Raw genomic sequence first — 25,052 nt, forward strand, 5'->3', positions numbered from 1 at the left:
CCCTGCCGGGCGATGTCGACCGCGAGGCGCCCGGCCAGGGCCAGCAAGCCGTCGCGGGCGGCCTGCATGCTGCTCAGCGTCTGCTCCGCCGCGACCAGGCCCGCGACCAGCTCGGCGAGCATCGCCCGCTGGGAGTCGGTGGCGTCGAGCAGCGCGGTCATGACCTCACTCCATCACTGACCACCGACATTCGAACAAAGGATCGAACGAGTGTGGACGAAAGTCAGGTCACGGAAAGGTAACGGTCGTGGTTTACTGACGCGATGCTTCTCAACGTCGTCGAAGCCGGTTCGGGCGAGCACACGGTCGTGCTCCTCCACGGCATGATGGGCTCCGCCGAGAGCTGGCACCGCGTCGTGCCCGCGCTGACGGAGCGCGGTTTCCGCGTACTCGCGCTCGATCTCCCCGGTCACGGACTCTCGCCGCGCGATCCGCAGCTCACGATCGAGAGCGCGGCCGACGCGGTCGTCGAGACCCTGGTGCGCCTCCTCGAGCCCCCGTCCGCCACCCCCGGCCCGCCCCTGATCGCCGCGATGGGACACTCCTTCGGTGCCACGGTCCTCGCCGCGGCCGCCCCGCGACTCGAACCGGCGCTCGCCGTCTACGTCGACGCGGCGCTGACCCTGCAGGGCGGTCAGGATCGCGCGGCGCTGGTGTCGCAGTACGAACACGACCGGCGTGCACGCCTGTCGCCGACCGAGCTGCGCCGCGCGCGTCCGTTCTATTCGGTCGCCGATGCCGAGGCGGAGGCCCGCGCGGCCGAGCGGTTCGATGCCGCGACGGCCGCGTCCGTGTCGTGCGGCTCCGATGGGCACTGGAGCGCCGCACCGGGCTCGATCGTCGTCCGCGCCGACCCCAGCGCGTGGGTCACCGACGAGGACGCGCGCCGGTTCGAGCACGAGGGCGTCCGCGTGCGGAGCATCCCTGGCGCGGCGCACACCGTCTGGTACAGCCACTTCGACGTGTTCACCGCGGCGCTGCCGGAGCTCTTCGGCTCCCGCTGACGACAGGGCGGGCGGCCGGCGATCCGCGACTACCCTGGAGAGGACATGGCACATCTTCTCGGGGCCGAAGCCCTGCACCTCGAATACCCGACCCGCGTCGTCTTCGACTCCGTCACCCTCGGCATCGAGGAGGGGGACCGCATCGGGATCGTCGGCCGCAACGGCGACGGCAAGTCCAGCCTCCTCGGCATGCTCGCCGGCACCAAGGAGCCGGACTCCGGCCGGGTGACCGTGCGCGGCGGCACCCGCATCGGTGTGCTGACCCAGGCGGATACGCTCCCGGACGACCTCACGATCGGCGCGGCCGTGGTCGGCGACGTGCCGGAGCACGAGTGGGCGGGCGACGCCCGGGTGCGCGATGTGATCGACGGGCTGCTGCGGGAGCTCCCGTGGGACGCGCGGATCGGATCGCTCAGCGGCGGTCAGCGGCGGCGTGTGTCGCTCGCCAAGCTCCTGACCGGCGAGTGGGACGTGATCGCGCTCGACGAGCCCACCAACCACCTCGACGTCGAGGCCATCACCTGGCTCGCCGGTCATCTGAAGAAGCGCTGGTCCCCGAACGCCGGGGCGCTGCTGGTCGTCACGCACGACCGCTGGTTCCTCGACGAGATCTGCACCGAGACGTGGGAGGTGCACGACCGCATCGTCGAGCCGTTCGAGGGCGGCTACGCGGCGTACATCCTGCAGCGGGTCGAGCGCGACCGCATGGCCGCGGCGACCGAGGCGAAGCGGCAGAACCTCGCCCGCAAGGAGCTCGCGTGGCTGCGCCGCGGCGCCCCCGCGCGCACCAGCAAGCCGAAGTTCCGCATCGACGCGGCCAACGAGCTGATCGCGGACGTGCCGGAGATCCGCGACAAGGTGTCGCTGCAGTCGCTCGCGGTGTCGCGGCTCGGGAAGGACGTGGTCGACCTGCTCGACGTCGGCGTGACCTACCCGACCGAGGACGGCGGCACCAGAACGGTGCTGAAGGACGTGGAGTGGCGCATCGCACCGGGGGAGCGCACCGGCATCCTCGGGGTGAACGGGGCGGGGAAGTCCACGCTGCTCGGGCTGATCTCCGGTGCCGTCGAGCCGACAGAGGGCCGGGTCAAGCGCGGTAAGACCGTGCAGGTGCGCACCCTCACGCAGCGCCTCGACGAGCTCACGCCGCACTGGAACGACCCGGTGCGCGTGGTGATCTCCGGGTTGCGCACCTCCTACACGCTCGGCGCCGGGTCGAAGGCGCAAGACCTCACGCCCGGTCAGCTGCTGGAGCGGCTCGGGTTCTCGTCGGCGCAGCTGTCGACACCGGTCAAAGACCTCTCGGGCGGCCAGCAGCGCCGGTTGCAGCTGCTGCTCGTGCTGCTCGACCAGCCCAACGTGCTGATCCTCGACGAGCCGACCAACGACATGGACACCGACATGCTCGCCGCGATCGAGGACCTCCTCGACTCCTGGTCGGGCACACTCCTGGTCGTCAGCCACGACCGGTACTTCCTGGAGCGCGTGACCGACCAGCAGTACGCGATCCTCCCGGGGCCCGACGGCGCCGGACGGCTGCGCCACCTCCCCGGCGGCGTGGACGAGTACCTGCGGCTGCGCGAGCGGGTGGAGGCCGAGGGGTCGAAGCCCTCCGCGAGTGCCGCTGCGGCGGCACCGACCGGCCTCGACGGTGCCGCGCTCCGCACGGCGCAGAAGGAGGTCGCGGCGCTCGAACGACGCATCCAGAAGCTCACCGCGCAGGTCGACGCGGCCAAGCACGCGCTCGCCGACCACGACCAGTCCGACTACGCCGGACTGGGGGAGCGGATGAAGGAGATCTCGGCGCAGGAGGCCGAGATCGAGGAGCTCGAGCTGCGCTGGTTCGAACTCACCGAACAGATCGGCTGAGACCAGGAATATCCTTCTCCCCATAGCGTTGGGAGGTAGGGATGGAAGGCCTTGAAGTCACCGTCCTGCTCGGACTCACGATCCTCGTCGGAACCCTGATCGCCCCGCGCGTGCGTCTCGCGCTCCCGCTCGTCCTCGTCCTGCTCGGACTGCTGCTCGGTTTCGTGCCGGAGCTGCGCGAGGTGCAGCTGCCGCCGGAGACCGTGCTGCTGCTGTTCCTGCCCGTGATCCTGTTCTGGGAGAGCCTCACCACGTCGCTGCGCTCGATCCGCCGCGACTTCCGCTACATCCTGCCGATGAGCACCCTGCTCGTGGTGGCCTCGGCGTTCGCGGTCGCGGGCATCGGCGTGCTGTTCGGGATGCCGTGGGAGGTCGCGCTCATCCTGGGCGCCGCCGTCGCCCCGCCCGATGCCACCGCGGTCGCCGCGCTCGGACGTCTGCTGCCGCGACGCATGTTCATGAAGCTGAAGGCGGAGAGCCTCACGAACGACGGCACCGCGCTCGTCCTGTATGCGATCGCGGTGTCGCTCGCGCTCGGCGGCCAGGTCACGCCGCTCTCGGTCACGTGGGACGTGCTGGTGTCGTACGTCGGCGGGGTCGCGGCGGGCGTCGCGGTCGCCGCGATCGCGTACCTGCTGCTGCGTCGCATGTCGTCGACCATCGTCATCAACGTGACGCTGCTGCTCGTGCCGTTCTCGGCGTTCCTGGTCGCCGAGATGGTGCACGCCTCGGGGGTGCTGGCCGTGGTCGTGGCCGGACTCATCGTGGCCTGGGTGTCGCCGCGCGTGACGACCGCGGCGTCGCGGCGCCAGGCGGACGCGGCGTGGCCCTTCGGCGTGTTCCTCCTCAACGGCGCGCTGTTCGTGCTCATCGGGCTCGAGGTGCAGTACGTGGTGCACGAGGTGCCGCCGTCGGTGATCGGGCGACTGGTGCTGATCACGCTCGCGGTGTGGGCCACGCTGCTGGTCGTGCGCTACCTGTTCCAGCTGCTCAACGTGCTGTTCCAGGGCAGGCCGTCCGCCCGCCCGGCCCCTGGCTCGCGCTCCCGTGCCCGCCTCGTGTCCACCGTCGCGGGGATGCGCGGAGCCGTGTCGCTCGCGATCGCCCTGTCGGTGCCCACGACCGTGACCGAGGGCGGCGCGATCGCCGGCCGCGACGAGATCGTGCTCGTGACGGCCGGGGTGATCCTGCTCAGTCTGCTCGCGCAGGCCCCCATGCTGCCGGCCCTGGTGCGCTGGGCGCGGTTCCCGGTCGACCACGCGGAGGCCGAGGAGTTCGAGCTCGCGGAGCGTGCGATCTCCGGCGCCGCTCTGGCCGCGCTGGACGACCTGGCCGCCGAGCACGGCGTCGGCGCGGAGGTGCGCGATCACGTGCGGGCCGAGGGGTATCGCAACCTGGAGTTCGCGAACGCCCGGACCCTGGCGCGGGAGCAGGCCCTGATCGACGCGGAGGCCGAGGCGCTGGACGACATGCTCGGCGAGCCCGACCCCCTGGGCATCGGCGGGGAGGAGGGCACCGGGGAGCCGGAACCCGACGGCGGCGTCGGCGGCGCGGTCGACCCCGAGTCGAGCGACGGCACGGTGCTGCAGATGATCGCGACCTCGGCCGACGTCGACCTGGCCCAGCGCTCTCCGCTCATCCGGCACGAGGAGCACACGCGACTCAAGCTCGCGCTGCTCGACCGCAAGCGCGAGGTGCTGCTCGGGCTGCGCAGCGCCGGGACCGTGGACGACCTGGTGGTGCGGCGCATCTCGGCCCGGCTCGACCTCGAACAGGTGCGTCTGCAGGGCATCGAGGAGTTCGACTGACCCTCACCCGGTGGTCCGCCCCGGGCGCCGCCGGGACCTGTGACGCCGTGTGACGGCGCGATTCCGCCGCCTGCGCCCGACCTGCCTAACGTAGTCGGGTCCCGCCAGGAAGGAACCCCCTCATCATGTCCCGCCGCACCACCACCGTCCTCGCCGCGCTCGCCGCGGTCCCGCTGTTCGTCGCGCTCTCCGGATGCGCGACGGCCTCCTCCGACGCCGGTTCCGGCGAGGCGGAGAACGAGACCGTCAAGATCGGGGTCGTCGGCAAGGGCGACGCGCAGTGGCCCGCCTTCGTCGAGGCTGCCGCCGACGAGGGCATCACGGTCGAGCTGGTCGACTTCGGCTCCTACGAGCAGCCGAACCCCGCGCTGAGCGAGGGCGAGATCGACCTCAACCAGTTCCAGCACATCGTGTACCTCGCCGAGTACAACAACGCCTCGGGCTCCGACCTGACGCCGATCGGCTCCACCGCGATCTACCCGCTCGGCCTGTACTCGAAGAAGTACGACGACGTGGACGACATCCCCAAGGGCGAGACCGTCGCCGTGCCGGACGACGCGTCGAACCAGGCCCGCGCGCTGAACGTGCTGCAGCAGGCCGGCCTCGTCGAGCTGAAGAGCGGCGGCACGCCCTACTCCGACCTCGCCGACGTCGACACCGAGAAGTCGAAGGTGCAGGTGAAGGCGCTGGAGGCGGCGCTCATCCCCACCTCGCTGCCCGATGTCGCCGCTGCGATCATCAACAACGACTTCGTGGAGGACGCCGGGCTCACGTTCGACGACGCGATCGCGCAGGACGACCCCGAGGACCCGAGCGCCCTGCCGTACGTGAACATCTTCGCGGCCCGCGCGGAGGATGCCGACAACGAGACCTACAACAAGCTGGTCGAGATCTTCCAGACGAACGAGGACGTGCAGGCGGGACTCCTCGAGTCCTCCGGTGGCACGGCGGTGGCGCTGCAGACGCCGGTGAAGGACCTCGTGGCCTCGCTGGAGAAGGTCCAGAAGGACGCCGACGCGAAGAAGTGACGCAGCGGGGGTGCGGGGCACCCCCACCCCATGAGGGAGAATCGGGTGGCGCCTCTCGCGTCGCCCGATTCTCCGTTTCCCGAGACCCAGACCGGAGCAGCACATGCCGATCGTCTCCCTGACGAACGTGTCCAAGACCTACCCCTCCCGCAGTCACGGTGAACCGGAGGTCGTCGCCGTCGACGACGTGACCCTCGACATCGACCAGGGCGACGTGTACGGCATCATCGGCTACTCCGGCGCCGGCAAGTCGACGCTGGTGCGCCTGATCAACGCCCTGGAGCCGGCGACGAGCGGCACCATCACGGTCGACGGCGTCGATCTCACCACGCTCGGCGAACGCGAACTGCGCCGCGTGCGCGGCGGCATCGGCATGATCTTCCAGCAGTTCAACCTGTTCTCCTCGCGCACCGTGCGGTCGAACGTGGCCTACCCGCTGACGCTGGCCGGCTGGTCGAAGCCGGACATCGAGGCGCGGGTGACCGAGCTGCTGTCGTTCGTGGGGCTGTCCGACAAGGCGAAGGCCTACCCCGAGCAGCTGTCCGGCGGCCAGAAGCAGCGCGTCGGCATCGCCCGGGCCCTGGCCACCAAGCCCGCGATCCTGCTCGCCGACGAGGCCACCAGCGCCCTCGACCCGCAGACCACGCACGAGGTCCTCGACCTGCTCAAGCGGGTCAACGAGGAGCAGGGCGTCACCATCGTGGTCATCACCCACGAGATGGACGTCATCCAGACGATCGCGACCAAGGTCGCCGTGATGGAGAACGGTCGCGTGATCGAGCGCGGCGACGTGTTCGACGTGTTCTCGGCGCCGCAGAACCCGGCGTCGCAGCGCTTCGTCGGCACGGTCGTGAAGGGCGTGCCGTCGCCGTCCGAGCTCGCCGTGCTGCGCGAGCGGCATCGCGGGCGCCTCGTCACGTTCTCGGTCCGCGACGGCGACTCGTCGCAGGCGCAGGTGTTCCTCGACCTCGCGGCCGCCGGACTCGACTTCGAGCTCGTGTACGGCGGCATCAACGACATCCGGGGCAGGGCGTTCGGGCACCTGACGCTCGCGATCCGCGGAGACTCCTCCGCGATCGACAGGGCGCTCACCACGATCGGTGAGCGTGTGGACGTGACCGTGATCGCCGCAGAGGAGGCCCGCTGATGGATCGTCTGAACGAACTGTGGCCCGAGTTCTGGTCGGCCGCACTGGAGACGCTGTACATGGCGTCGTTCGCGCTCGTGCTCGGCGGGATCCTCGGTCTTGCGATCGGCATCATCCTCTACATCACGCGCCCCGGTGGACTCCTGCAGAACCGGGTCGTCTCGGTGCTCGTCAACCTGGGGGTCAACTTCTTCCGACCCATCCCGTTCGTGATCTTCATGGCCGTCGCGCAGCCGTTCGCACGGCTCGTGGTGGGGTCGGGCATCGGCACCACGGCGGGCGCGTTCATCATCGGGCTCGCGGCGGCGTTCGCGATCGGCCGCATCGTGGAGCAGCACCTCGTGTCGGTGTCGCCCGGCGTGATCGAGGCGGCGCGGGCGATGGGGGCGGGACCGTGGCGCATCCTGTTCACGGTCGCGATCCCGGAGTCCCTCGGACCGCTGATCCTCGGCTACACGTTCATCGTGGTCGCGCTCATCGACATGACCGCGATGGCCGGTCTGATCGGCGGCGGCGGCCTGGGTGCGTTCGCGCAGATCTACGGTTTCCGGCAGTTCGAGCCGATCGTGATGTGGGCCGCCATCATCCTGATCGTGGTGTTCGTGCACCTGGTGCAGCTGCTGGGCACGCGGCTCGCCCGGAGGATCATGCGACGCTGACCCCCGGTGGGGCGCGGGTCAGCGCGCCGGGGCAGCCTGCAGGCTCCGGCGGGTGGTGAACACGCGCTCCTCACCGGTGAGCGGGTCGAGGAACCGCAGTTCCCGCGCCAGGAGCTGCAGGGGCCGGGAGAAGTCGTCGGGCTGCTCGGGCAGCAGCTCCGGGTAGAAGCCGTCGTGCAGGATGCCGAGCCCGAGCGCGGCCAGGTGCACGCGCAACTGGTGCATCTTGCCGCTGTGCGGGCGCAGCAGGGTGTGCACCACGCGGTCGTCGGCGTCGATCACGTCGATGAGCGTCTCCGAGTTGGGCTCCCGGGTGTCGTCGACCTGCACGCGCACCTCTCCGCGGTGCTTCTCGATGTGGGTGCGGTACACCAGCGGGAAGCGGGAGGGATCCCAGCCGGCGGGCCGCGCCGATACGGCCTCGTACACCTTCTCGACCCGTCGATCCTCGAACAGCAGCTGGTAGGCGCCGCGGGTGGCGGGGCGGACGGAGAACATCAGCAGCCCGGCGGTCGCGCGGTCGAGGCGGTGGATCGGCGTGAGCTCCGGGTTGCCGAGCCGGTTGCGCAGCCGCACGAGAGCGGAGTTCTGCAGGTACTTCCCGCCGGGGGTGGTGGGCAGGAAGTGCGGCTTGTCGATCACGACGAGGTGGTCGTCCTCGTGCAGGATCTCCTCGGTGAAGGGGATCTCCTTCTCGACGGGCGGCTCCCGGTAGTACCAGACGAACTCCTCGGCGCCCAGCGGCGTCTCCCGGCTGAGCGGTCGTCCGTCGCGGGCGACGATCTCGCCGCGGTCGAACCGCACGAGCAGCCGCTCGGGGTCGAGGTGGAAGAACCGCTCGACCATGTAGTCCGCGATCGTCGGCCAATCCCCGGTCAGCGGAACGTGCAACCGCGTGGCGCCGACGCCGTCGCGCACGGGGAGCGGGGAGGGCATGCCCATTGTTCGGCCTTCGGCAGGAGGGGCGGGACCCCTCCACCCTAGGCGACGGCGCCGGTCGGCTCGGCTCAGTCCGCCCCGGCGGCGATCCAGTCGTCGAAGGTGGTGGGGGCGAGCCGGGCTCCCTCGGCGGGGAGCAGCACCTCGCCCGCGAACTCGACGCCCAGAGCCGCACCGCGCCACGAGGCGCGCAGCGGAAGCTCTCGTCCGCGGGCGGCGAGGGTGCGCCTGGCCATGTCGACGGCGTCTTCGGTGCGGGGCCCGGCGATGTCGAAGGATCCGCCCAGCGCGGGGGCGGCGGCCGCCTCGACGAGGGCGACCGCCACGTCCGCCGGGGCGATCGGCTGCAGCAGCAGCGGGGGGACGACGCCCTCGCCGTCGACGATCGACCACTCGGCGATCATGGCGGGGAAGTCGTGGAACTGCGTCGCGCGCACGATCGTGAAGGGCACGGCGCCGCGGGCGACCTCGCGCTCCTGAGCCCGCTTGCCGAAGTAGTGCGGGTTGCCCTGCACCCGATCGAGCGCGGCGATCGACAGGGCCACGTGGTGGGCGACCCCGGCGGCGGCTCCGGCGACCAGGAGGGTGCGCGTCACCGTCGCGAACACGCGCTCGGCCTTCGCCACGTCGGACACCGGGGGATTGGTCGCGTCGATCACCGCGTCGACCCCGTCGAGTCGCGCCGCGAGACCCTCGCCCGTCGTCAGGTCCACCCCTTCGCCGCGGCTGAGGGAGATCGCGTCATGGCCTCGCCGTCGCGCCTCCTCCACCACGAGCCGCCCGATCCGTCCTGTCCCGCCTGCCACTGCGATGCGCATGCCGCTCCTTTGTCGTGATCCGTGGCTATCCTGCCCCGGGCGGCCGACATCCGCCGCGCACGCGTGAGCGGCGTCAGGCGTCGAAGCTCAGGCTGAGCTTGCGCAGCAGACCGGCGAGCCGTTCGCGGTCGCCGCGCGACAGTGCCCTGAGCAGCTCGGCCTCCGCGTCGACCAGCCGGGTGATCGCCGCGTCCACCCGGATACGCCCGTCGTCGGTGAGCGTCACCAGCACGCTGCGGCCGTCGCCGGGGTCGGCCTCCCTGCGCACCAGCCGCCGCCCGACCAGCCGGTCGATCCGGTTGGTCATGGTCCCGCTGGACACGAGGGTCTGCTGCAGCAGCTGCTTCGGGGAGAGCTGGAAGGGGGCGCCGGCGCGGCGCAGCGCCGACAGCACGTCCCACTCCCACGACTCGAGGTCGCTGCGGCGGAACACCTCGCGGCGGGCACGGTCGAGGTGACGCGACAGCCGATCCATCCGCGACAGCACCTCGAGCGGGGAGAAGTCGAGGTCGGGGCGCTGCGTGTTCCACGCGCCGACGATCCGGTCGACCTCATCCACCTCGCTCATGCGTTCATTATCGCGTGCGCCCCGTCGTCCGCCGACCCGCGGGCGGGCAGCTCCAGGGTCAGGAACACGCTGTGCGGATCCGGCCGGTAGCGGCCGAACGCCGCGCACTCGCGGAAGCCCGCACGGGTGTACATCGCGACCGCGGGCAGGAAGAAGTCGTCGCGCCCGGTCTCCAGCGACACCCGGCGCACCCCGCGGGCGGTGGCGTCGTCGAGGAGGAACCGCACCAGGGTGCGTCCGATGCCGCGGCCGCGCAGTGCGGGGTCGGTGCGCATCGACTTGAGCTCCTCGTGCCCCTGGTCGACCGTGGCGAGGGCGCCCGTGCCGACGATGCGGTCGTCCAGGGTGGCGGCGAACAGGCGCACGTGCGGTGCGAGGAGTCCCTCGATGGGCAGGGCGTGCTGGCTCTCGGGTGGCGCGGTGCCCTGCATCTCGGCGTGATGCGCGGACACGAACGCCGCGAGGTCCGGCGTGGCGGAGGCGATGCGGGTGATGACGACGTCGCTCATGGCCCCAGCATCGCAGAGCCGTGTTTCGTCGCGATGTCGGCCACCCGGGCGTGCATCGGAACACGAGCGGGGACGTGGCAGACTTGTCGGGCGGTGCCCACGCGGGGGCCGCGGTCCGCCGTGGTGTAATGGCAGCACGACAGCCTTTGGAGCTGTGAGGTCTAGGTTCGAGTCCTGGCGGCGGAGCATGACTGGGAACAATCTCGCCATCGTCGTCCTCGCCGCAGGTCAGGGCACCCGCATGAAGTCGCGGCTGCCCAAGGTGCTGCACCCCATCGGCGGCCGACCGCTCGTCGGGCACGTGCTCACCACGGCGCGTCGGCTGCAGGCCGCGCACATCGAGGTCGTCGTGCGTCACGAGCGCGACCAGGTGGTGGCCGCGCTCGCGGAGGACTACCCCGATGCGGTGTTCGTCGACCAGGACGACGTGCCGGGCACGGGGCGGGCCGTGCAGGTCGCGGTCGATGCGCTGCCCGGCGACTTCGACGGCGATGTGCTCGTGCTCTCGGGCGACTGCCCGCTCGCGGACGCCGAGACGCTCACCGCGTTCCTGGAGGAGCACCGCGCCTCCGGTGCGGCGGCCACCCTCATGACGGCCCTGGTCGACGACCCCACCGGCTACGGCCGGGTGATCCGCGACGCGGACGGCGGTGTCGACCGCATCGTCGAGCAGAAGGACGCGACGGCCGAGGAGGCCGCGGTCACCGAGATCAACGCCGGCATGTACGTGTTCCGTGCCGCGACGCTGCGCACGTACCTGCCGCAGGTGGGCGTCGACAACGCGCAGGGCGAGATGTACCTGACCGATGTGCCCGGGCTGCTGCGCCGCGACGGCGACCGCGTGGCCGCCTCGGTCGTCGACGACGTCGAGGTCACGTTCGGGGTGAACGACCGTGCGCAGCTCGCCGAGGTCGGCCGCCGCTTGAACGCCCGCATCGTGCGCCGCTGGCAGCTCGAGGGCGTCACGGTGATCGATCCGGCGACCACGTGGATCGACGACGACGTCACTCTGGCGCCCGACGTGACGCTCCTGCCGAACACGCAGATCCTGCGCGCGACCACCGTCGCCGCGGGCGCCACGATCGGTCCCGACACGACGCTGGTCACCTGCGAGGTGGGGGAGGACGCGGTGGTGCGGCGCACCGACGCCACGCTCGCCGTGATCGGCGCCGAGGCGACCGTCGGGCCCTTCTCCTTCCTCCGTCCCGGCACCGTGCTGGGCGCCAAGGGCAAGATCGGCGCGTACGTCGAGACGAAGAACGCCGAGATCGGCGAGGGCAGCAAGGTGCCGCACCTCTCCTACGTGGGGGATGCGACGATCGGCCGCGGGGTCAACCTGGGCGCGAGCACCATCACCGCCAACTACGACGACGTGAACAAGCACCGCACCGAGATCGGCGACGAGGTCCACACCGGCTCGCACACGGTCCTGGTCGCGCCCGTTAGGCTGGGTGCTGGTGCGAAGACCGGTGCCGGCGCCGTCGTCCGCAAGGACGTCCCCGCCGGTGCCCTGGCCATGAGCGTGGCCCCCCAGCGCAACGTCGAGGGGTGGGTCGAGAAGAACAGAGCAGGCACGGGGGCGGCGGACGCCGCGGCCCGGGAGAACACGGCGGAATAGGCGGAGCATGGCCCGGAAGAAGAAGACGGTCGACCTGGATCGCGACAACGGGGTGGCCCCCGGGATCATCGCGAAGACCAAGAAGCGGCTCGTCGTCGCGGGCGGGCGCTCCCACCCCGAGCTGACAGCGGCCGTCGCCGAGGCCCTGGGCACCGAGATCGCGCCGGTGGAGCACCGCACGTTCGCGTCGGGGGAGATCTACGCCCGCTTCGAGGTTTCGATCCGCGGCGTCGACCTCTTCCTCATCCAGACCTTCGGCGAACCGGTGAACGAGTGGCTCATGGAGACGCTCATCATGATCGACGCCGCCAAGCGCGCGTCGGCCAAGCGCATCACCGTCGTCGCCCCCTATTACCCGTATTCGCGCCAGGACAAGAAGGGCCGCGGCCGTGAGCCGATCAGCGCCCGCCTGGTCGCCGACCTGCTCAAGACGGCCGGCGCCGACCGCGTCATGAGCGTCGACCTGCACGCGGCGCAGATCCAGGGCTTCTTCGACGGCCCGGTCGACCATCTCTTCGCCAAGCCGGTGCTGCTCGACCACTTCGAGCGCACGCTGAGCCCGGAGGACCGCGAGATCCTCACGGTCGTCTCGCCCGACATGGGCCGCGTCCGCGTCGCCGACACGTGGTCGGACAGCCTCGGTGCGCCGCTCGCGATCATCCACAAGCGCCGCGACCCGAAGGTCGCCAACCAGGTGTCGGTGCACGAGATCGTCGGCGCCGTCGAGGGGCGCACGTGCCTCCTGGTCGACGACATGATCGACACCGGTGGCACGATCGTGAAGGCCGCTCAGGCGCTCAAGGCCAACGGCGCGCACCGTGTGATCGTGGCCGCGACCCACGCGATCTTCAGCGACCCCGCCTCGGAGCGGTTGCAGGACGCCTCGATCGATGAGGTCGTCGTGACGGACACGATCCCGCTGTCGGCGTCGCGCCGCTGGGACAACCTCACGATCCTGCCGATCGCCCCCCTGCTGGCCAGGGCGATCCACGAGGTGTTCGAGGACGGCTCCGTGACGAGCATGTTCGGCGGCGACGCCTGACGCATCGGCACAGCACAGCCGGAGCATAGGCGCGGTCCCTACCGTCGAAGGATCGGCAGACCCCGACCCACGGAGGCCCCCATGATCCGCACGACCGTTCCCACATCCGTCCGCACCGGTTCCGCGCTTCTCGGGGTCGCCGGCCTGGTCGTGCTCGCGGGGTGCGCGGGCACCCCCGACGCCGCCGACTCGTCGAACGCTTCGACGGCGCCGACGGGTTCGAGCTCGTCATCCGGCGGGGGCGACGCCGCGGGCTCCTACAACGACGGCACCTACACCGCCGAGGGGTCGTACCAGACCCCGGAGACGGTCGAGCAGATCTCGGTCACTCTCACGCTCGCGGACGGCGTCGTGACCGACGTCGAGGTGACGGGCGACCCGAAGGCACCCGAGACCGAGCAGTATCAGGGCCAGTTCATCGACGGCATCGCGGACGAGGTCGTGGGCAAGCCCATCGACGAGCTGAACGTGAGCCGCGTCGCGGGGTCGTCGCTCACCAGCGGCGGCTTCAACGACGCGCTCGAGTCGATCAAGGAGCAGGCCGCCTCCTAGGCGCGGGGCCTCGTCATGGCGGGTTGGCGTTTCGAGGCGATCGGCACGCACTGGGAGATCGAGACGTCATCGCCGCTCCCGGAGCCCGTCCGATCCGCCGTGTCGGCGGTGATCGAGAGGTTCGACCGCGCCTGGTCGCGGTTCCGGGCCGACTCGGAGGTCTCGCGTCTCGGGCGCGAGGGAGGGACGCTGGCCTCCGCCGACGCGGCGCCCATGCTCGACGCGTATCGCGCGCTGACCACGGCGACCGACGGGGCCGTCAACCCTCTCGTCGCCGACAGTCTCGCCGCCCTGGGCTACGACCGTGAGTACTCGCTCGTGCCGCGGGACCCGCTCGCCGCGCCCGCGGACTGGACGGAGCGGGTCTCGTGGACCTCGACCGGGGTGACCGCGTCGGCTCCGGCCCTGCTCGACGTCGGCGCGCTCGGCAAGGGTCGCCTGGTGGACCTGGTGATGACGGAACTGGCGGAGGTGCCGGACGACGTCGTGGTCGACGCGGGCGGTGACCTCCGGGTCCGCGGCTCCGCTGAGCGCGTCGCCCTGGAGCATCCGTACGACCCGCGGAAGGCCGTGGGCGTGGTCGAGGTGCGTGACGGCGCGCTGTGCGCCTCGGCCGTGAACCGCCGTGCGTGGGGAGACGGGCTGCATCACGTCCTGGACGCCCGCACCGGGGTGCCCGTGCGCACCTGGGCGGCGACCTGGGCGCTGGCGCCCGACGCGATGATCGCCGACGCCGTGGCCACCGCGCTGTTCTTCGACGGGGGCCCGGCGCTCGCCCTGGCCTGGGGCGTGGAGTGGGTGCGCATGACCACCGATGGGCGCCTGCAGCGGTCGCCGGGCTGTCCGGCCGAGCTGTTCACGGTGGGCGGGCCTGGCCGGGCGGCCGCTGACTAGGGAAGAGTGGAACCGTGATCACGACATTCGCCGCTGCACGCCAGCGCGTCCTCGCCGTGCTGGGCGCGCTGTCGATGTACCGCCTGGTGCTGTTCGCCCTCATCGCCCTCGCCGCGATCGCCCTCGTCCTGTCGCTGTTCGGGGTGATCGTGTCGCCGACGCCCGTCGAGCTCGTGGTGTCGTTCGTGGTGCTCGCGGCCGTGATCTCGGCGGTGGACGCGGTGGCGCAGCGCATCCTCCGGCTGCCGTGGCGGATCGAGTCGTCGCTGGTGACCGCGCTCATCCTGCTGTTCGTGCTGCGTCCCGGTGTGGAGCCCGCGGCCCTGCTCGGGCTCGCGATCGCGGGCGCCGTGGCGAGCGTGTCGAAGTACGTGATCGCCTGGCGCGGCCGCCACATCTTCAACCCGGCGGCCTTCGGTGCGGCGGTCGTCTCGATCCTCGGCGCGTTCGGAGCCTTCGCGTGGCTGGGTACCTCGTCGTCGTGGTGGGTCGGCACTCCGGTGCTCGCCGTGCCGGTGGTGCTGCTCGGGCTCGCCGTGCTCTGGCGCACCGAGAAGATCCGGGTCGTGTCGTTCTTCCTCGTGGCCGCGGTGGCCACGTCCCTGGTGCGCCAGGCCGTGCAGGCGGCGCAGTTCGACATCCCGTTCGACCTCGTCACGGCGCTGTCGTTCGCGGTGCTGCAGTCGCCGTTCCTGTTCCTCGGCGCGTTCATGCTGTCCGAGCCGCTCACGCTCCCGCCGCGACGACGACAGCAGCTCGCGGTCGCGGTCCTGGTCGGCGTGCTCGCCGGCTGGCCGATCTCGGTGGCCGGGCTGTTCACGCTCGGCCAGGAGCGGGCGCTGCTGATCGGCAACCTGCTCGCCTTCGCGTTCGCGCTGCGCGGCTCGGTGCGGCTCGTGCTGGAGCGTCGCACCTTCGTCACCCCGACCGCGCAGGAGCTCACGTTCCGCGCGAAGGGGCGGGTCCGGTTCCTCGCCGGCCAGTACCTCGAGCTGGACGTGCCGCACCGCCGTCCCGACGCGCGGGGCACTCGACGGGAGTTCAGCATCGTCTCGGCACCGGCCGACCTGCCGACGCTGCGCATCGCGTACAAGAACGGCGACCAGAAGCACCCGTCCAGCTACAAGCGCGCGCTGGCGGCCGCGGAGCCGGGGGCGACGTTCGCGGTCACCGGAACGTGGGGCGACTTCGTCCTGCCGCGCGGCGAGCAGCCCGTGCTCATGGTCGCGGCGGGCATCGGCGTGACGCCGTTCGTGTCGCAGTTGCGGCAGCTGCGGGCCACGGCTCAGCAGCGCGACGTGGTGCTGGTCTACGTCGCCGCGGAGGCCGCGGAGCTCGCGTTCCGGGAGGAGCTGGAGGCGACCGGCGTGCGGACGGTGGTGTTCACGCGCGACGAGCCCACCGGGCTTCCCGCGCACTGGTCCTGGGCGCGGGGCGCGCGCCTGGGTGCGGAGTCGCTCGAGCAGGCCGTGCCCGACCTGGCCGAGCGGCACGCGTTCATCTCCGGACCGCCGCGGCTGATCGCCGACCTCGCGCCGGCGCTGCAGAGGGCGCGCAGCCTCACGACCGACGCGTTCGCGGGTTACTGAGCGGGGGCCGGAGCGGGCGCGGACGGGATCCGCACCGTGAAGGTGGTGTCACCCGGCTCGCTGGTCACGTCGATCACGCCCCCGTGCCCCTCGACGATGGCCTTCACGATCGCGAGGCCGAGCCCGGTGCCGCCGGTCTGACGGGCGCGCGAGGTGTCACCGCGGGCGAAGCGGGCGAAGAGCTCGTCGCGGATCGCGGGGTCGATGCCCGGCCCGTCGTCGTGCACGCGGAGCACGGCGTCGTCGCCCTCCCTGGCGACGCTGAGCGTCACCGTGGTCCCCGCCGGGGTGTGTGCCCTGGCGTTCGCGAGCAGGTTCGCCACCACCTGGTGCATGCGCCCGGCATCGCCCAGGATCAGCACCGGCTCGTCCGGGACCTCGATGCTCCAGTGGTGCTCCGGTGCGGTCGGCCGGGCGTCGGAGAGGCCCTCCAGCGCGAGCTGCGCGAGGTCGACGTTGCTGTAGACGAGCTCGCGGCCCTCGTCGAGACGGGCGAGCAGCAGCAGGTCCTCCACGAGCCTGGTCATGCGCAGCGACTGCGCCTGGATGCGCTCCAGCGACGACGTGGTGCCCTCGATCGCCTCGGGGGCCTTGGCGGGGTCGGTCGCGGCGTCCGCCTGACGGAGCGCGCGCAGGGAGAGCTCGGAGTAGCCGCGGATCGAGGCGAGCGGGGTGCGCAGCTCGTGGCTCGCGTCGGCGACGAACTGCCGCATGCGCTCCTCGTTCTTCTGCCGAGCGGCGAGGGAGACGTCCACGTGGTCGAGCAGTTTGTTGAGCGCCGCGCCCACCAGTCCGGTCTCCGTGCGCGGATCGGCCTCGGCGGGCGGCACGCGCTCGGTGATGCTGACCTCGCCGCGGTCGAGCTGCTGGTTCGCGACCCGGGTGGCGGTCGCGGCGACCGCGCGCAGCGGACGAAGGCTCACCCGGATGGTCACCGCGGTGGTGAGGGCGAGGAGGATCAGGCCGCCCACGGTCGCGAGCACGATCACGGTGAGCAGCTGCGTGAGCTGGTTCTGGATCTCGTCGCGGGGGAGTCCGGTGACCACGACGACGCCGTTGCTCGCGGTGGTCGCGAAGACGCGGTACGAGCCGAGCCCGTCGAACGTGATGGTGCCTTGGGTGCCGAGGGCGACCGTGCCGTACAGCTGTCGCAGCTGCTCGGAGGTGAGGGTGGTCGACCGGTTGCTGAGCTCGGCGCGGTTGTCGTGGAACGCGACGCCCGTGGCACCGGCGACGGGGCTTCCCACCGAGAGCAGCAGCCCCGGCACGGGGTCGATGCGGTAGAGGATGTTCTCGACGGTCGCATCGGACGGCGCGACCCGCTCGACGACCTGGTCGCGGATCGTGACGGCGTAGCCCTTGACCTTGTCGTCGAGCTGCTGTTCGAGCGTGCTGCCGAGGGTGGCGCTGGTGATGATGGCGACGATGACGAGGATGAGCGACACGAAGCCGATCACGGCCGTCATGAGCCGCGTCTGCAGGCTCATGGGGCGTCGCGTCATCGTCGCTCCGCTCACTGCGGGGCCTTGATCATGTAGCCGACGCCGCGCACCGTGTGCAGCAGAGGAGTGCGTCCGGCGTCGATCTTCTTGCGCAGGTAGGAGATGTACAGCTCGACCACCGACGACTTGCCGCCGAAGTCGTAGCTCCACACCCGGTCGAGGATCTGCGCCTTCGACAGCACGCGGCGCTCGTTGCGCATCAGGTAGCGCAGCAGCTCGAACTCGGTCGCGGTCAGCTCGATCTCGGTGCCGTCGCGCACGACCTCGTGGCTGTCCTCGTTGAGCGTGAGGTCGGCCACGCGGAGGATGGACTGCCCGTCGTCTGCGGTCGCGTGACCGGTGCGGCGGATGATCGCGCGCAGGCGGGCGATCACCTCTTCGAGGCTGAACGGCTTGGTCACGTAGTCGTCGCCGCCGGCGGTGAGGCCCGCCACGCGGTCGCCGACGGCGTCCTTGGCCGTGAGGAACAGCACGGGCACGAGGTTGCCCGCATCGCGGAGCCGCTTGAGCACGGACATCCCGTCGAGGTCAGGCATCATGATGTCGAGCACGAGCGCGTCCGGCTCGAACTCCTTGGCCACCTGGATGGCCTCGAGGCCGGACGACGCGGTGCGCACCTCCCACCCCTCCATCCGCAGGGCCATGGCGAGCAGGTCGGTGAGCATCTGCTCGTCGTCCACGGCGAGGATGCGCAGAGGGGAGCCGTCGGGGCGGCGCAGTTCGGGCAGGTCGCTGGTCATAGCGTCTATTCTGCGGAATCTCCTATGCGATTTCTATGGAGGCCGCTATGTGTTCTCTGGGAACAGCCCTCCCGAATGTCTGCGCCCGGGTCTACCGTGTGCTCATGACCGACAGCGTCGAGCATCCTTCCCCCATCGTCCACCGTCCCTCCACCGTCTCCGAGGTCGCCGACCTCGTCCGTCGCGCCGCGCGGGAACCCGTCCCGCTGACCGTCGTCTCCGGCGGCCACGGCCCCTGGTCGCACGCCCCCGCACCCGGCATCCGCATCGAGCTCGGCGCCCTGTCCTCCGTCGAGGTCGAGGGCACCAGGGTCCGCATCGGCGGCGGCGCCGTCTGGGGCCACGTGGCCGCGGAGCTCGCGAACCACGGCCTCGCGCTCAGCTCGGGCGACACCGCGAGCGTCGGCGTGGGCGGTCTCACCCTCGGCGGCGGCATCGGCTGGATGGTCCGCGCCTGGGGCCTCGCGGTCGACCAGCTGGTCGGCGCGCAGGTCGTGACCGCGACCGGCGACGTGATCGAGACCTCCGCCGACGAGCACCCCGACCTGTTCTGGGCGCTGCGCGGCGGTGGCGGCAACTTCGGCATCGTCACCCGCTTCGACTTCGAGGCGCACCGGCTCCCGGGCATCGCGCTGGCCGAGAACGTCGTCGACGGTGATGCCACCGACGTCCTCCGGGCGACACGCGACCTGATGCGCGATGCCCCGCGCGAGCTCACCGTCACGTTCATGGACGTGCCGCCGATGGACCCGAGTGCTCCGGCGGGCGCCAGGCTCACCGCGGTCTGGGCCGGCCCCGAGCCCGAGGCGCTGCAGGCCGCCCTCGCCCCGATCGCCGCGCTCGATGGCGTGCACAGTGAGGTCAGTACGCCGGCCTACCGCGACATCCTGCTGGAGATGCCGCAGCCCGAGGGGGAGGAGGCCCCCGCTCCTCCCGGGTTCATCGCGGCCAACGGGCTCATGTCCGACCTCGATGACGAGCTGATCGACCGCCTGATCGCCTTCCGGAGCGCCTATCCGGCGTCGGTCGTGTTCCTGCGCTCGCTCGGCGGCGCCTTCGCCGACGTGCCCCAGGAGGCGACCGCGTTCCCCGCCCGTTCCGCGACCTGGTTCGTGATGGCGGCCGCCTTCGACATCCCCGGACTGCTCGACGACGCCGCGCGCGAGCGCGCTGCCGTCGAGGTCCAGCGGATCGCCGCGGGGCGCCTCGCCGAGTACAGCAACTTCGTCGACACGGAGCAGTCCGAGACGGTCGCCGGCATGTATGCCGAAGAGGCGTTCGCCCGGCTCCTCGAGGTCAAGCGGCAGTGGGACCCGCAGAACCTGTTCCGCCGCAACCACAACATCAGCGTCTGAGCGACGACGCACGAGGGCCCGGGAACCATGCGGTTCCCGGGCCCTCGTCGCACGGAGGCGTCAGTGCGTGTCCTCGGCCTCGATCTCGGTGCGGTCGCCCGACCACAGCGTGTGGAACGTGCCGTCCTTGTCGATGCGCTTGTAGGTGTGGGCGCCGAAGAAGTCGCGCTGACCCTGCACGAGCGCGGCGGGGAGGCGGTCGGCGCGGATGCCGTCGTAGTACGACAGCGACGACGAGAACGCCGGGGCGGGGATGCCCGACTGCGCGGCCGTCACCACGACGCGGCGCCAGGCGGACTGGGCGCGGGTCAGCGCCTCGGCGAAGTACGGCGCCGTCATCAGCACGGGAAGGTCGGGCGTTTCGGCGTAGGCGTCCGCGATCCGATTCAGGAACTGTGCCCGGATGATGCAGCCGCCGCGCCAGATCTTGGAGATCGCGCCGAGGTCGATGTTCCAGCCGTACTCGGCGGCCCCCGCGCGGATCTCGTCGAAGCCCTGCGAGTACGCGACGATCTTCGACGCGTAGAGCGCCAGGCGCACGTCCTCGATGAACGCATCGACCTGATCGGCCGGCACGGTGAACTCCTCGTCGGGTCCGGGGAGCGACGCGGCGACGGCGCGCTGCTCGGGGTGCGAGGAGAGCGAGCGGGCGAAGGTCGCCTCGGCGATGCCGGAGACCGGGACGCCGAGCGACAGTGCGGTCTGCACGGTCCAGGCGCCGGTGCCCTTGGCGCCGGCCTGGTCGAGGATCACATCGACGAGGGGCTTGCCGGTCTCCGCATCCACCTGACGGAGCACCTCGGCGGTGATCTCGATCAGGTACGACTCGAGCTCGCCGCGGTTCCACTCCGCGAAGATCTCGGCGATCTCGGCGGGCGACTTGCCGGTGCCGCGACGGATGAGGTCGTAGGCCTCGGCGATCAGCTGCATGTCGGCGTACTCGATGCCGTTGTGCACCATCTTGACGAAGTGGCCGGCACCGTCGTGACCCACGTGCGTGACGCACGGTTCGCCCTCGGCGACCGCCGCGATGGACTTGAGGATCGGGCCGAGCGTGACCCACGACTCGTCGGAGCCGCCGGGCATGATCGAGGGACCGGTGAGCGCACCCTCTTCGCCGCCGGAGATGCCGGCGCCGACGAAGTTGATGCCCGTCTCCCGCACGGCCTTCTCGCGGCGGATGGTGTCGGGGAAGTAGGCGTTGCCGCCGTCGACGATGATGTCGCCCGGCTCGAACACCTCGACCAGCGAATCGATCACCGCGTCGGTCGGGGCGCCCGCCTTGACCATGATGATGGCCGTGCGCGGTTTCTGCAGCGCATCGGCGAACTCCTGGTACGTCCGGGCGGGGATGAAGCCGGCTTCCGGATGCTCCTCGAGGAGGGTCTCGGTCTTCTCGTAGCTGCGGTTGAAGATCGCCACGGTGTTGCCCTCGCGGCTGGCGAGGTTGCGGGCGAGGTTCGACCCCATGACGGCGAGTCCGACGACTCCGATGTTCGCTGATGCTTCGGGCACAGAGGGCTCCTCGATCGTGAAGAAGGGTTGTGTTCAGCGTATCGCTGTGCGGTCGGTCGGTGCGCGATCGTGTCCTCGTGAGGCCGCGGCGGTGCGGCCCGCCTCGACCTCTACGCTGGTCGGAGCAGGCCTGCAGAGAGGGAGTCGCCGTGACGGAGTCCGAGAAGAAGGTGCGCGCCGTGGTGGCGGTGCCGCTGCCCGAGGAGCTGTGCCGGCTCATCGAAGAGCTGGAGCCGCGCCTGGAGGTGATGAGCGATCCGTCGCTCGTGCCACCGATGCGCGGGCCCGCGGACTGGTCGGGCGACCCCGGGTTCACGCGCACGCCCCAGCAGCAGGAGGCCTTCGACGCCCTGGTCGACTCCGCCGACGTGCTGTTCGGGATCCCGGACGTCGATCCCCGCGCCCTGGCGCGCACGGTGTCCGCGAACCCGCGGCTGCGCTGGGTCATGACCACGGCGGCGGGCGGCGGGAGCACGGTGCGCGCCGCGGACCTCGGTCGCGCCGACCTGGACCGGGTCGTCTTCACCACGAGCGCCGGCGTGCACGGTGGCACTCTCGCCGAGTTCGCGGTGTTCGCCGTGCTCGCCGGTGCCAAGGGGTTGCCGCGTCTGCTGGAGGATCAGCGCGACCGTCGCTGGCCCGAGCGGTGGGAGATGAGGCAGGTCGAGGAGATGACGGTGCTCGTCGTCGGGTTGGGCGGGATCGGAGCGGAGTGCGCGCGCCGATTCGATGCGCTGGGTGCGCGGGTGTGGGGCACGAGCCGTTCCGGCCGCCCGGTGGAGGGGGTCGAGCGGCTCGTCTCCCCGGATGCGCTGAGCGAGGTGGTCGCGGAGGTCGACGCGATCGTGGTCACGCTGCCCGGTACCGCGCAGACCCGGCACCTGATCGGCGACGACGTGCTGCGGGCGGTGCGCCCCGGGGTGATCGTCACCAACGTGGGCCGGGGGAGCGTGATCGACGAGGCCGCGCTGCTGCGGGCGCTGGACGACGGGCGCGTGGGGTTCGCCGGGCTGGACGTGTTCGAGGAGGAGCCGCTGCCGGAGGGCTCGCCCCTGTGGTCGCACCCGAGCGTGCTCGTGAGTCCGCACACCGCGGCGCTCAGCTCCCGCGAGGAGGAGCGCATCGCCCGCCGCTTCGCGGAGAACGCCACCCGCCTGCTCGACGGCCGCGAGCTGCGCGCCGTGGTCGACACCGTCGAGTTCTACTGATCCGGGCGGCGATGAGCGTCCGCATCGTGGTGATGGGGCCGAGCGGCTCGGGCAAGTCGACGGTGGGCCTGGCCCTCGCGGAGGCGCTGGACGCGCGGTTCGTCGACGGTGACGATCTGCATCCGCTCACCAGCGTCGACAAGATGGCTGCCGGTGTCCCGCTCGACGACGAGGACCGCATGCCGTGGTTGCGGGTCGTGGGCGAGACGCTGCGCGCGCACGACCGGATCGTGATCGCCTGCTCCGCGCTGCGGCGTCGCTACCGCGAGGCGATCAGGGCGGGGGCGCCGGAGGCGTTCTTCGCGGAGCTCGTCGTCGATCCTGCGGTGCTGGCCGCGCGGATGCGGGCGAGGGAGGACCACTTCATGCCGGCGTCGCTGCTGGACTCGCAGCTCGCGGCGCTGGAGCCGCTGGAGGGCGATGAGCGCGGGGTGCGGGTCGAGGCCACGCGGAACCCCGCCGGGGAGGTCGACGCCATCGTCGCCGCGTGGCGGGACGAGGAGCGTCGGAGGGGCGATCAGTCCTTGCGGTAGCCGGAGCGGCCGAGCGAGAACAGCGCGCCCGCGGTGCCGATCGCGGCGCAGAGCGTCATGGCGCCGATGAGCCAGAGGAGGACGTGCGAGAGGAAGGCGCCGTCGAGCATGGGGGTACTCCGAGTTCTGCAGAAGGGACGGTGTCCTCAGCCTATCGGGTGATCCGGTACCATGGACACGTACCTCGGCGAGGGATGCTTCTGCGCGTGCGCGGATCTCCGTAATCGACGCGGCGAAGCAAGCCCGGTGGCTTTCCTCACGCGTCCGCGTTCGAGTTCACAATTCCAAGACCACCGCGCGGCGCCTTCGCTGCGTGCCCCGAAGGAGAACCCATGTCTGAAGACACCACGGTCCACGCCGAGCTGCGCAACAGCTTCGGCAAGGGCTTCGCCCGTCGTCTGCGCGCCGCCGGCAAGATCCCCGCCGTCATCTACGGCCACGGCACCGAGCCCGTGCACGTCGCGCTCCCGGGCCACCAGGTCTCGCTGATCGTGCGTCGCGCGAACGCGCTGCTCGACCTCGACATCGAGGGCACCTCGCAGCTCGCGCTCGTCAAGGACGTGCAGAAGGACCCGGTGCACCAGATCATCGAGCACATCGACCTGCTGGTCGTGAAGAAGGGCGAGAAGGTCGCGATCGACGTTCCCGTCGTCGTCACGGGCGAGTCGGCTCCCGGCACCATCGTCAACCTCGACGCGACCACGCTGTCGGTCGAGGCCGAGGCCACCCACATCCCGGAGCACATCGAGGTGTCGGTCGAGGGTCTCGAGGAGGGCGCGCACATCACGGCCGCCGACGTCACCCTGCCCAAGGGCTCGTCGCTGCTGACCGACCCCGAGGTCCTGGTCGTCGCGATCGCCGTTCCGGCCGCTCCGGTCGAGGACGAGGCCGAGGCCGCCGAGGGCGAGGCTCCCGCCGAGGCTGCTGAGGAGGCCGCCGCGGAGTGATCTCCGACAGCTTCACCACGGAGGGGACGCGATCGCATCGCGTCCCCTCCGTCGTATCCTGACCGGGTGCGCGGCGCCCGCGAGAGAGGACGAGGAATGGCAGTCACTTGGCTCGTTGTCGGACTCGGCAACCCGGGCCCGCGGTACGAGGCGACCCGCCACAACATCGGCCAGCTGGTCGTCGACGAGTTGGCGAGCAGGCGCGGCGAGACGTTCCGTGAGCACAAGGGCGGTGCTCGTGTGGTGGAGACGTGGCTGCGCCCGGGGGCGGACAAGCTCGTGCTCGCCAAGCCGAACACCTTCATGAACGTCTCGGGGACACCGGTCGCCGCACTGGCCCGGTTCTACTCCGTCGCGCCGGAGCACGTGGTCGTGGTGCACGACGAGCTCGACATCCCGTTCGACACGGTGAAGCTGAAGACGGGCGGCGGCCACGGCGGACACAACGGCGTGCGCGACGTGGCGCGCGCGCTCACGACGCCCGAGTTCCCGCGCGTGCGCGTGGGGATCGGGCGCCCGCCCGGGCGTCAGGACCCCGCCGATTGGGTGCTGTCCCCGTTCGGGAAGGACGAGCGGGCGAACCTGCCGCTCCTCGTCGCGGATGCCGCCGATGCGGTCGAGCTGCTGGTGGACGAGGGGCTCCTGGCCGCGCAGCAGAAGCACCACGCGCCCCGCTGAGCGGTCGTGCGCTCAGGCGGGGGAGCCCGCGAATCCGGCGGCACCACCGACGGCGAACGTGACGAGCACGACGGCGGAGAAGATCACGACGCCGAGCACGGCGAGCACGAGCGCGGCGATCCCGGCACCGCGACCCTGCCGACGGCGGATCGCGATGATGCCGAGGACGAGCGCGGCGACGCCGAACACCGTCCCGGTCCAGAACGACAGCTCCGCCCACAGCACCTGATCTCGCGCCGGGCTGAGGACGCTCAGGTCATTACCGCTCGAGACGCCGTAGGGGAGTCGTCGGCCGATCTCGAAGGCGCTGATGCCGCCGAGGATCGGGGCCACGACGGCCGCGACGAGGGAGAAGACGAGGGCGAGCGAGCCGAGGACGCCGGAGCGCTGCGGAGCCGCATCCGGCACGCTGTAGGCCCCGGACGGCACCGCGTAGCCGCCCACGGGCACGGCGTAGGCACCGGGAGGGGCGGCGGGTGCGACCGGAGCCGCGGTCGGGTACGCGCCGGGGGCAGCGGCGTATGCCTGCG

Annotated in this window: 25 protein-coding genes and 1 tRNA gene; 17 read left to right on the forward strand and 9 right to left on the reverse strand. The window is 71.4% G+C overall.

Annotated features, from left to right (window positions below):
* Nucleotides 1-263 precede the first annotated feature (263 nt).
* From DW309_RS13790 to DW309_RS13815, 6 genes are all read left to right on the forward strand, one after another.
* A complete protein-coding gene (locus tag DW309_RS13790) occupies nt 264-1,004 on the forward strand; it encodes an alpha/beta fold hydrolase (protein WP_136045695.1) in 741 nt (246 codons plus the stop codon).
* A gap of 45 nt (nt 1,005-1,049) precedes the next feature.
* The gene (locus DW309_RS13795) at nt 1,050-2,873 is read left to right on the forward strand and encodes an ABC-F family ATP-binding cassette domain-containing protein (protein ID WP_136045696.1); all 1,824 of its coding nucleotides are present in this window, start codon (nt 1,050-1,052) and stop codon (nt 2,871-2,873) included.
* Nucleotides 2,874-2,914: 41 nt separating this feature from the next.
* Nucleotides 2,915-4,681 carry a Na+/H+ antiporter gene (locus tag DW309_RS13800; RefSeq protein ID WP_136036320.1) on the forward strand — a complete coding sequence of 589 codons (1,767 nt, stop codon included), beginning with the start codon at nt 2,915-2,917 and terminating at the stop codon, nt 4,679-4,681.
* A 125-nt stretch (nt 4,682-4,806) separates the two neighbouring features.
* On the forward strand, nt 4,807-5,709 hold the full coding sequence (locus DW309_RS13805; protein ID WP_136045697.1) for a MetQ/NlpA family ABC transporter substrate-binding protein: 903 nt from the start codon (nt 4,807-4,809) through the stop codon (nt 5,707-5,709).
* A 103-nt stretch (nt 5,710-5,812) separates the two neighbouring features.
* Nucleotides 5,813-6,856: a methionine ABC transporter ATP-binding protein gene (locus tag DW309_RS13810; protein WP_136045698.1), complete on the forward strand. Its 1,044-nt coding sequence runs from the start codon at nt 5,813-5,815 to the stop codon at nt 6,854-6,856.
* A complete protein-coding gene (locus DW309_RS13815) occupies nt 6,856-7,515 on the forward strand; it encodes a methionine ABC transporter permease (RefSeq protein ID WP_136030431.1) in 660 nt (219 codons plus the stop codon). The genes DW309_RS13810 and DW309_RS13815 overlap by 1 nt, the downstream gene beginning before the upstream one ends.
* 18 nt (nt 7,516-7,533) lie before the next feature.
* Here the strand turns inward: DW309_RS13815 and DW309_RS13820 are convergent, their stop codons facing one another.
* From DW309_RS13820 to DW309_RS13835, 4 genes are all read right to left on the reverse strand, one after another.
* Nucleotides 7,534-8,457: a pseudouridine synthase gene (locus DW309_RS13820; RefSeq protein ID WP_136045699.1), complete on the reverse strand. Its 924-nt coding sequence runs from the start codon at nt 8,455-8,457 to the stop codon at nt 7,534-7,536.
* Nucleotides 8,458-8,522: 65 nt separating this feature from the next.
* Nucleotides 8,523-9,272, reverse strand: a complete 750-nt coding sequence (locus DW309_RS13825) for an SDR family oxidoreductase (RefSeq protein WP_136045700.1) — start codon at nt 9,270-9,272, stop codon at nt 8,523-8,525.
* Between the two features lie 73 nt (nt 9,273-9,345).
* Nucleotides 9,346-9,840 carry a MarR family winged helix-turn-helix transcriptional regulator gene (locus tag DW309_RS13830; RefSeq protein WP_136030425.1) on the reverse strand — a complete coding sequence of 165 codons (495 nt, stop codon included), beginning with the start codon at nt 9,838-9,840 and terminating at the stop codon, nt 9,346-9,348.
* Nucleotides 9,837-10,349, reverse strand: coding sequence for a GNAT family N-acetyltransferase (locus DW309_RS13835; protein WP_136045701.1), 513 nt, complete (start codon nt 10,347-10,349; stop codon nt 9,837-9,839). The genes DW309_RS13830 and DW309_RS13835 overlap by 4 nt, the downstream gene beginning before the upstream one ends.
* A gap of 114 nt (nt 10,350-10,463) precedes the next feature.
* Here DW309_RS13835 and DW309_RS13840 point away from each other — a divergent pair.
* From DW309_RS13840 to DW309_RS13865, 6 genes are all read left to right on the forward strand, one after another.
* Nucleotides 10,464-10,535: transfer RNA gene (locus tag DW309_RS13840), tRNA-Gln, on the forward strand.
* A gap of 1 nt (nt 10,536) precedes the next feature.
* Nucleotides 10,537-11,967, forward strand: a complete 1,431-nt coding sequence (gene glmU / locus DW309_RS13845; protein ID WP_136045702.1) for a bifunctional UDP-N-acetylglucosamine diphosphorylase/glucosamine-1-phosphate N-acetyltransferase GlmU — start codon at nt 10,537-10,539, stop codon at nt 11,965-11,967.
* 7 nt (nt 11,968-11,974) lie between these two features.
* Complete coding sequence (locus tag DW309_RS13850) at nt 11,975-13,009, forward strand: ribose-phosphate diphosphokinase (RefSeq protein WP_136030418.1); 1,035 nt, start codon at nt 11,975-11,977, stop codon at nt 13,007-13,009.
* An 81-nt stretch (nt 13,010-13,090) separates the two neighbouring features.
* Complete coding sequence (locus tag DW309_RS13855; RefSeq protein ID WP_136030415.1) at nt 13,091-13,561, forward strand: FMN-binding protein; 471 nt, start codon at nt 13,091-13,093, stop codon at nt 13,559-13,561.
* Nucleotides 13,562-13,576: 15 nt separating this feature from the next.
* Nucleotides 13,577-14,455 (forward strand): FAD:protein FMN transferase, encoded by an 879-nt coding sequence (locus DW309_RS13860; RefSeq protein WP_136045703.1) that lies wholly within the window; start codon nt 13,577-13,579, stop codon nt 14,453-14,455.
* 14 nt (nt 14,456-14,469) lie between these two features.
* Complete coding sequence (locus DW309_RS13865) at nt 14,470-16,044, forward strand: FAD-dependent oxidoreductase (protein ID WP_136045704.1); 1,575 nt, start codon at nt 14,470-14,472, stop codon at nt 16,042-16,044.
* Here DW309_RS13865 and DW309_RS13870 read toward each other — a convergent pair.
* Nucleotides 16,038-17,546, reverse strand: a complete 1,509-nt coding sequence (locus DW309_RS13870) for a sensor histidine kinase (protein WP_240753228.1) — start codon at nt 17,544-17,546, stop codon at nt 16,038-16,040. The two genes, DW309_RS13865 and DW309_RS13870, sit on opposite strands and share 7 nt — an antisense overlap.
* An 11-nt stretch (nt 17,547-17,557) precedes the next feature.
* On the reverse strand, nt 17,558-18,286 hold the full coding sequence (locus DW309_RS13875) for a response regulator transcription factor (RefSeq protein ID WP_136030408.1): 729 nt from the start codon (nt 18,284-18,286) through the stop codon (nt 17,558-17,560).
* Nucleotides 18,287-18,390: 104 nt separating this feature from the next.
* Between DW309_RS13875 and DW309_RS13880 the strand changes: the two genes are divergently transcribed.
* Entirely contained in the window at nt 18,391-19,641 is a 1,251-nt protein-coding gene (locus DW309_RS13880; RefSeq protein ID WP_168387280.1) for an FAD-binding oxidoreductase, read from the forward strand.
* Between the two features lie 60 nt (nt 19,642-19,701).
* On the opposite strand, the gene gnd is transcribed toward DW309_RS13880, so the two are convergent.
* A complete protein-coding gene (gene gnd / locus DW309_RS13885) occupies nt 19,702-21,156 on the reverse strand; it encodes an NADP-dependent phosphogluconate dehydrogenase (RefSeq protein WP_136030406.1) in 1,455 nt (484 codons plus the stop codon).
* 149 nt (nt 21,157-21,305) lie between these two features.
* Between gnd and DW309_RS13890 the strand changes: the two genes are divergently transcribed.
* Both DW309_RS13890 and DW309_RS13895 read left to right on the forward strand, forming a co-directional pair.
* Entirely contained in the window at nt 21,306-22,364 is a 1,059-nt protein-coding gene (locus DW309_RS13890; protein WP_136045706.1) for a D-2-hydroxyacid dehydrogenase, read from the forward strand.
* 11 nt (nt 22,365-22,375) lie between these two features.
* Nucleotides 22,376-22,897, forward strand: coding sequence for a gluconokinase (locus DW309_RS13895; RefSeq protein ID WP_136045707.1), 522 nt, complete (start codon nt 22,376-22,378; stop codon nt 22,895-22,897).
* Here the strand turns inward: DW309_RS13895 and DW309_RS20145 are convergent.
* Entirely contained in the window at nt 22,882-23,007 is a 126-nt protein-coding gene (locus DW309_RS20145; RefSeq protein ID WP_275090547.1) for a hypothetical protein, read from the reverse strand. The genes DW309_RS13895 and DW309_RS20145 overlap by 16 nt on opposite strands.
* 222 nt (nt 23,008-23,229) lie before the next feature.
* Here DW309_RS20145 and DW309_RS13900 point away from each other — a divergent pair, with 222 nt between their 5' ends.
* Both DW309_RS13900 and pth read left to right on the forward strand, forming a co-directional pair.
* Nucleotides 23,230-23,844, forward strand: coding sequence for a 50S ribosomal protein L25/general stress protein Ctc (locus DW309_RS13900; protein WP_136030399.1), 615 nt, complete (start codon nt 23,230-23,232; stop codon nt 23,842-23,844).
* Between the two features lie 96 nt (nt 23,845-23,940).
* Nucleotides 23,941-24,522 (forward strand): aminoacyl-tRNA hydrolase, encoded by a 582-nt coding sequence (gene pth / locus DW309_RS13905; RefSeq protein WP_136036311.1) that lies wholly within the window; start codon nt 23,941-23,943, stop codon nt 24,520-24,522.
* A 12-nt stretch (nt 24,523-24,534) separates the two neighbouring features.
* Here the strand turns inward: pth and DW309_RS13910 are convergent.
* A partial coding sequence (locus DW309_RS13910) for a hypothetical protein (protein ID WP_240753230.1) occupies nt 24,535-25,052 on the reverse strand: 518 nt, incomplete at its 5' end.

The sequence above is a fragment of the Microbacterium sp. K41 genome, from assembly GCF_004794395.1.
Classification (GTDB): Bacteria; Actinomycetota; Actinomycetes; order Actinomycetales; family Microbacteriaceae; genus Microbacterium; species Microbacterium sufflavum.

Excerpts from the sequence above, each read along its gene's own strand:
- DW309_RS13805 (WP_136045697.1), top strand. The coding sequence starts at position 4,807 with ATGTCCCGCCGCACCACCACCGTCCTCGCCGCGCTCGCCGCGGTCCCG.
- DW309_RS13870 (WP_240753228.1), bottom strand. The coding sequence starts at position 17,546 with ATGACGCGACGCCCCATGAGCCTGCAGACGCGGCTCATGACGGCCGTG.
- DW309_RS13860 (WP_136045703.1), top strand. The coding sequence starts at position 13,577 with ATGGCGGGTTGGCGTTTCGAGGCGATCGGCACGCACTGGGAGATCGAG.
- DW309_RS13900 (WP_136030399.1), top strand. The coding sequence starts at position 23,230 with ATGTCTGAAGACACCACGGTCCACGCCGAGCTGCGCAACAGCTTCGGC.
- glmU (WP_136045702.1), top strand. The coding sequence starts at position 10,537 with ATGACTGGGAACAATCTCGCCATCGTCGTCCTCGCCGCAGGTCAGGGC.
- DW309_RS13825 (WP_136045700.1), bottom strand. The coding sequence starts at position 9,272 with ATGCGCATCGCAGTGGCAGGCGGGACAGGACGGATCGGGCGGCTCGTG.
- DW309_RS13850 (WP_136030418.1), top strand. The coding sequence starts at position 11,975 with ATGGCCCGGAAGAAGAAGACGGTCGACCTGGATCGCGACAACGGGGTG.
- DW309_RS13820 (WP_136045699.1), bottom strand. The coding sequence starts at position 8,457 with ATGGGCATGCCCTCCCCGCTCCCCGTGCGCGACGGCGTCGGCGCCACG.
- DW309_RS13800 (WP_136036320.1), top strand. The coding sequence starts at position 2,915 with ATGGAAGGCCTTGAAGTCACCGTCCTGCTCGGACTCACGATCCTCGTC.
- DW309_RS13855 (WP_136030415.1), top strand. The coding sequence starts at position 13,091 with ATGATCCGCACGACCGTTCCCACATCCGTCCGCACCGGTTCCGCGCTT.
- DW309_RS13810 (WP_136045698.1), top strand. The coding sequence starts at position 5,813 with ATGCCGATCGTCTCCCTGACGAACGTGTCCAAGACCTACCCCTCCCGC.
- DW309_RS13790 (WP_136045695.1), top strand. The coding sequence starts at position 264 with ATGCTTCTCAACGTCGTCGAAGCCGGTTCGGGCGAGCACACGGTCGTG.
- DW309_RS13815 (WP_136030431.1), top strand. The coding sequence starts at position 6,856 with ATGGATCGTCTGAACGAACTGTGGCCCGAGTTCTGGTCGGCCGCACTG.
- DW309_RS13830 (WP_136030425.1), bottom strand. The coding sequence starts at position 9,840 with ATGAGCGAGGTGGATGAGGTCGACCGGATCGTCGGCGCGTGGAACACG.
- pth (WP_136036311.1), top strand. The coding sequence starts at position 23,941 with ATGGCAGTCACTTGGCTCGTTGTCGGACTCGGCAACCCGGGCCCGCGG.
- DW309_RS13795 (WP_136045696.1), top strand. The coding sequence starts at position 1,050 with ATGGCACATCTTCTCGGGGCCGAAGCCCTGCACCTCGAATACCCGACC.
- DW309_RS13895 (WP_136045707.1), top strand. The coding sequence starts at position 22,376 with ATGAGCGTCCGCATCGTGGTGATGGGGCCGAGCGGCTCGGGCAAGTCG.
- DW309_RS13875 (WP_136030408.1), bottom strand. The coding sequence starts at position 18,286 with ATGACCAGCGACCTGCCCGAACTGCGCCGCCCCGACGGCTCCCCTCTG.
- DW309_RS13880 (WP_168387280.1), top strand. The coding sequence starts at position 18,391 with ATGACCGACAGCGTCGAGCATCCTTCCCCCATCGTCCACCGTCCCTCC.
- DW309_RS20145 (WP_275090547.1), bottom strand. The coding sequence starts at position 23,007 with ATGCTCGACGGCGCCTTCCTCTCGCACGTCCTCCTCTGGCTCATCGGC.
- DW309_RS13835 (WP_136045701.1), bottom strand. The coding sequence starts at position 10,349 with ATGAGCGACGTCGTCATCACCCGCATCGCCTCCGCCACGCCGGACCTC.